We start from the raw sequence: 5,591 nt of genomic DNA on the forward strand, positions 1-5,591 counted from the left end.
TCATCAAAGCTTTTCATGCTGCTAGCCATTTGCTGGGCAAGTTTTTTAAGGTCGGTTTGCTTAGTCATTGCTTATTCTCCGGTTAGTGGATTATAAGCAGTTACACAAAGTTTGGGAAACTCTCAATAAACGTAGAGGCCTGCCTAAATATCAAAATAATCTCAGATATATAGCATCCCCATGAGATGAGCATCGATGTCATCGTTGCCTCATCAATTGAACCCTAAACGTCTAATCAAGGTCTGCTTTATAGCAGGCCTTTTTTATGCGCCACTCTCAAGGAGATCCTATGAAACCTATTTGCCCTTACTGTCACTCATCCGATGTAATCAGTCAATCTAATCCCGTCTCATCAATATTCGAGCAGTTGTGCTCTCAAGCAACGCTGACAAGCCTTGGCGTGAGCATTTGTAAATATTATAAAGTCAATCCTGCCATTGGTGTGATCACAGCCACCGCGATTGCCTCTGCTGTTAGCGTAGCAACGCGCCGCGCACAAACGCCGCTGATCACAACTCCTCAGCAAAACTACCTTTGTCAACGCTGTTTTAAGCCCTTCACGCTATAACCTTATGCATCAGTAATCATTTCATTAAAACTTATCAAGGAGCAGTACTCATGGCACATTTAATCGAATCAATGGCATACGTCGGTGATACCCCCTGGCATGGACTAGGACAAGAGTTGTCCCCTAAGCAGCCTATAGAAGTCTGGGCTCGTGAGGCAGGAATGGACTGGCGTATTGAATCATCGGACGTCAGCTACATGGCAAACAATGATAAAGGTCAAAACCTGATCATGCCTTTTGACAATAACAAGGTACTGTATCGCTCTGATAATTTAGAACCCTTATCAGTAGTCAGTCAGCGCTATCAAGAAGTACAACCGAGTGAAATTCTAGAGTTTTATCGGGATCTAACGGAACAAGCAGACTTTGAGCTAGAAACAGCAGGGGTGTTAAAAGGTGGTCGTAAGTTCTGGGCACTCGCTCGAACTGGTCAATCAGCAACGCTTCGCGGCGGTGATGTCAGTCATGGCTATTTGTTACTAGCAACCGCTTGTGATGGGACGTTAGCCACCACAGCACAGTTCACCAATATCCGTGTGGTATGTAATAACACCTTAGCAATCAGTCTGGCTGATGGTAGCGGTGGTGTGGTGAAAGTTCCGCATAGCACGACCTTTGATGCGGATAAGGTAAAACGGCAACTAGGTGTATCTGTCAGCCAGTGGGATGACTTTAACTATGAGATGAAACAGCTTACCAATAGACGAGTGACGCAAGCAGAAGCGGCTAATTACTTAAATCGCGTGTTTAACGATGTCAAAGACGATGGTCTTATTCTGTTTAATACCGCTAAGAAAGAGAAAGAAGCAGTTCCGAATGCTCGCGCTATGAATCAGGTGATGACGATGTTTAACGGTCAGGGTCGCGGTGCGGACTTAGCATCTGCCAAAGATACCGCTTATGGCCTGCTGTCTGCGATGACAGAGTTTGTGGATCATGAACGCCGTGCCATGTCGCAAGATCATCGCTTAGACTCAGCTTGGTTTGGTGCTGGCGCTAAACTCAAAGATAAAAGCCTCGATGAAGCGCTGCGCTTAATTGCCTAATCTCTTAATGACTTTGTTTACTCAATGAATCAACCACGCCTTTGAGCGTGGTTTTTTTATGCCGTTTATTTAACCAATAATAAATCTAACGAAGGAGTTCATTATGAACATGATCGCATTAAACAATACAACTACCACTCAGCCAAGACTTAAGCGTGCCACCGTTAAGGGTAAAGCATCACGAACTACTAAGCCTAAAACCAAGGGCAAACCAGCAGAGCTAGCGCTAAAGCAAAATGAAGCGGTCGGTAAACCTACTCAAGCAAAGATATCAACCACCCCTAAGCGTTTGGTCAACACCAAAAACTTAAGCCATGACAAATGGCTTGAAGTTCGCAAGCAAGGCATTGGCAGCTCTGATGCCGCTGCCGCTTGCGGTATTCACCCCTTTCTATCCATGCTTGAATTATGGATGATCAAGACGGGTCGCATGGAATCAAGCATCGATGAGAGCATCGAGGGCTACTCACCACTGTACTGGGGTAACACCTTAGAACCAATGGTGGCTAAATATTATCAAAAGCACACTGGCAATAAGGTGCGCCGTGTTAATGCTGTCTTACAGCACCCTGATCCTGACAACCACTTTATGTTAGCCAATTTAGACTACTCGGTGGTTGGCAGTGATGAAGTACAAATACTTGAGTGCAAAACCACAGGGGAGCATGGAGCCAAGCTTTGGAAGCATGGCGTGCCGTTATATGTGACGTGCCAAGTACAGCATCAGCTAGCGGTCACAGGCAAAACGGCGGCGCACATCTGCGTGCTGCTTTGTGGTCATGAGGCGAAGATTTATAAAGTTGAGCGTGATGAGCGTTTGATTGAGTCCATCATGGAGCATGAAAGGTTATTCTGGCAATACGTGAAAACCGACACGCCACCAATCCCTGATCATAGTGAATCCGCAGCTCGAGCACTAAAACAGCTTTATCCCAAACCTGAGCCTAACAGCAAAATTGACTTTAAAGATGATACTGGCGCTAACAAGCTATTTGAGCAATTGCTGAGCTACCGTGATTACATGCAAGAGTTAGAGCAGCGTCATGATCAGGTAAAGCATCAGCTACAAAGCCTGATCAAAGACCATGAGGTGGCGGTTTTCGATAAAGGGGCTATCTCGTGGAAACGATCCAAGGACAGCGTAAGCTTAGATACCAAGGCGGTGATCAAAGCCCATCCTGAGTTTATGGAGAAGTTTAGTAAAACCCGTCAGGGTAGTCGTCGTTTTGTTGTCTTAAACGATTAACCTGCTATCTATTCTAATCAACACACACAAACCAAATCTAGCGTATAACAGCCCATCTATCAAAGGTGGGCTTTTTTATGGCTAACTAAAACATATAAGGAATATCACCATGATTAAAGGTCTCACCATAACCCCGCCAGTATTAGGTCGTATCAGCATTGGACGTGTTGTTCAAAAAGACGGCAAGCGTCTGCCTGCCAAAGACGATCAATTCACTATCACCAGCCAAGTGCAAAATAAAGACGGATGGATCAATCATCCACTCGATGCAAGGCTGCGCGAAAAGAATGACGGTAAACTCAGACAGATTCCCGTACGCATGTTGTTTAATGACCCTGAACTGAATTTGCGAGCAGAATACACGCTATTCGATAGACAAACGGGCAGACCGCTATGTGTGGGTGACGGTGAGCAATGTCAGCGCCGAACCAATAATGGCGTGGAAACACTACCATGCCCATCACCTGATCGCTGTCCACTAGCGCAAGGGGGTGCTTGTAAGCCTTATGGCAGGCTCTACGTTAATCTTAGTGAAGACGATGAACTAGGCACCTTTATCTTTCGCACTACTGGCTTTAATAGTATTAGAACACTTGCCGCACGCCTCAGCTACTTTGCTGCGGTATCAGGCAATAAGCTGTCGTGTCTACCACTGCAATTAACGCTTCGTGGTAAAAGCACGACACAAAGCTATCGCACGCCGATTTACTTTGTTGATTTAACATTGCGTGATGGGGTGACGCTTAAAGATGCAGTACAACAGGCTGGAGCGATTGATCGTGAGCTTAGCGAACATGGCTTTGATCAAGCGGCATTAGAGGAAGCAGCAAAGCAAGGCTATGTTAATTCATGTTTTGAAATCGATAGCGATGGTCTACTTGATGTGGTCGAAGAATTTTATCCCATGCAGACAGATGACGTAAGCAATAGACAACAAAGAAATGATCAGAATGGGCTAGCCGCTCATAACGTAAGTAGCATTGAGCATGGCTTACGAAAAAGCGTGACAGCAGTGAGCTAAAACCAACAGGCTAGAGATGTGACATAAAAAGGAGCTGACTATTTAGCTCCTTTTTTTATTTCTTCAAAAAAGACTAGAGGACGGACCGTATAGGATGCCGTAAAAAAATATAGGACTCCCTAACTGTATGAGAGATGACGCTCTCATTAACTTATAAGGAGATAATCATGGAACTATTAAACGCAAACACCCAACCAAACGCATTAACGCCAAGCATGCCACAAATACCGCGTATGCTCCCGCTAAAGCAAGTCGTACATTATACAGGGCTTAGCAGCACTACCATTTACGACATGCTTGATAGAAGATCGAAGCGTTATGACCCTACCTTCCCTATACAAGTTAAGCTATCAAAGGGACGCGTGGCATGGGTTGAAAGTGAAGTTGCTCAGTGGATTGAAAGTAAGATCGCTACTGCTCGAGTTCATTGAGCGGTGATAAAAAATAAGCCGCATGAAGCGGCTTGTTTTTTTGTCCAGTAGCTCATTAATTTATTTTTATCTTTAAATAATATTTCAGGCCAGCCTACTTCAAATGATAAATTATCATTTAATATTATACCCAAACTTCTCTCCACCTTTTTCAATATCCCCATCGTAACTATGGCACACTTGTAAATACAGGTGGGTATTTGGATACATTGCACCTGGCACCCAACTATTATCACCTACACCTAATGGTAAAATAGTACCATTACTATTGGGCTTGCCTGCAAGGTTAGGTTGACTAAGTGAGCAGTTTGCATAGATATCGTAAAAATCATGGTCCCATATTATTTTTTTTGAATCCCACTCTTTATAACCGTTCACCGCTTTCAATTTTATTTGCTTATAATTGGGACGGTCTTTTGTTACTTGAAAGTCCATAATTCGAGTTACTGTACATGGATTATGATAACAGGTAGTCGAGCTGACGCCCTTTTTTAACCATGACTGATCAAAAGTACTGGCAGCATTACTATGTATTGACAGTAATCCGAAAGAAATAACTAAATACAATGGTAAAGTTCTCATATGTTAATCCCTTTGATAAAATCACGGAAGCGGTACTTCATCTTTATCATAGTAATAATCTGATATCTGAAAATCTCTAATCACTTGACCAGGCTTTAGCTTCACGGGCTCAGGAGAGTGATCGTCACAACTCACATCAAGAACCGTTGCACTACAATGACTATATAATGCCCCTACTTTTCTATATAGGCCTTTAGGATCACCGGCTTGGCTTCCTAGCCTTTCTTTCGTCCAAGAAAATAATATATAAGTGTCAGGAGCAGGCAGCTTTATTTTATATTGTGGAGCGCTATTTGGAACATTAACTGAATACGTTTCACCTGTACTTAAGCTTCTTGCATAAACGGTCATTTCTGGTGTGTAGTCTGAAGGATAATAGGGCTTTCCATATATCGTTGCTGTACTATTCGCAGCGGCTATATTTGACAAAGGAACAATCGATAAAAGAAGTAGCGTTGTTAATTTATTGTTCATAGACCTGCCCAGGATAGATTTATATCTACATACATTACATAGGAAGTAAATTAAAGTCCACTACTATAATTCATATAGGTCGTCTAATAAGCTATTTTTACCCCACTCTCAACTTGAAATAAGCAAATCAAACTGAAGAGGCGGGTTACCAAGTTTTTTATTGAGTACAAAGCACAGATTATGCGACAGAATCTTACGAATCAATCGATGAGACAAATGCCAT

7 protein-coding genes and 1 pseudogene are annotated in these 5,591 nt (G+C 43.1%); 5 read left to right on the forward strand and 3 right to left on the reverse strand.

The window, feature by feature from the left end; translation table 11 throughout:
- The first annotated feature begins 289 nt into the window (after nt 1-289).
- The 5 genes from JMX98_RS13335 (at nt 290) to JMX98_RS13355 (ending at nt 4,312) form a co-directional block, all read left to right on the forward strand.
- Nucleotides 290-568, forward strand: a complete 279-nt coding sequence (locus JMX98_RS13335) for a hypothetical protein (protein WP_075102640.1) — start codon at nt 290-292, stop codon at nt 566-568.
- A 50-nt stretch (nt 569-618) separates the two neighbouring features.
- Nucleotides 619-1,614, forward strand: a complete 996-nt coding sequence (locus tag JMX98_RS13340; protein WP_201587288.1) for a DUF932 domain-containing protein — start codon at nt 619-621, stop codon at nt 1,612-1,614.
- A 103-nt stretch (nt 1,615-1,717) separates the two neighbouring features.
- Complete coding sequence (locus tag JMX98_RS13345) at nt 1,718-2,860, forward strand: YqaJ viral recombinase family protein (RefSeq protein ID WP_201587290.1); 1,143 nt, start codon at nt 1,718-1,720, stop codon at nt 2,858-2,860.
- Between the two features lie 109 nt (nt 2,861-2,969).
- Nucleotides 2,970-3,881, forward strand: coding sequence for a hydrolase or metal-binding protein (locus JMX98_RS13350; RefSeq protein ID WP_201587292.1), 912 nt, complete (start codon nt 2,970-2,972; stop codon nt 3,879-3,881).
- A gap of 167 nt (nt 3,882-4,048) precedes the next feature.
- Nucleotides 4,049-4,312, forward strand: a complete 264-nt coding sequence (locus tag JMX98_RS13355; RefSeq protein WP_227680184.1) for a helix-turn-helix transcriptional regulator — start codon at nt 4,049-4,051, stop codon at nt 4,310-4,312.
- Nucleotides 4,313-4,426: 114 nt separating this feature from the next.
- Here JMX98_RS13355 and JMX98_RS13360 read toward each other — a convergent pair whose 3' ends face one another.
- From JMX98_RS13360 to JMX98_RS13370, 3 genes and pseudogenes are all read right to left on the reverse strand, one after another.
- Nucleotides 4,427-4,894 carry a hypothetical protein gene (locus tag JMX98_RS13360; protein ID WP_201587294.1) on the reverse strand — a complete coding sequence of 156 codons (468 nt, stop codon included), beginning with the start codon at nt 4,892-4,894 and terminating at the stop codon, nt 4,427-4,429.
- 21 nt (nt 4,895-4,915) lie between these two features.
- Nucleotides 4,916-5,368: a hypothetical protein gene (locus JMX98_RS13365; protein ID WP_201587296.1), complete on the reverse strand. Its 453-nt coding sequence runs from the start codon at nt 5,366-5,368 to the stop codon at nt 4,916-4,918.
- A gap of 108 nt (nt 5,369-5,476) precedes the next feature.
- Nucleotides 5,477-5,591: pseudogene (locus JMX98_RS13370) on the reverse strand (IS982 family transposase); the annotation flags it as partial.

It is taken from the genome of Psychrobacter sp. HII-4 (assembly GCF_904846595.1).
GTDB lineage: Bacteria > Pseudomonadota > Gammaproteobacteria > Pseudomonadales > Moraxellaceae > Psychrobacter > Psychrobacter celer.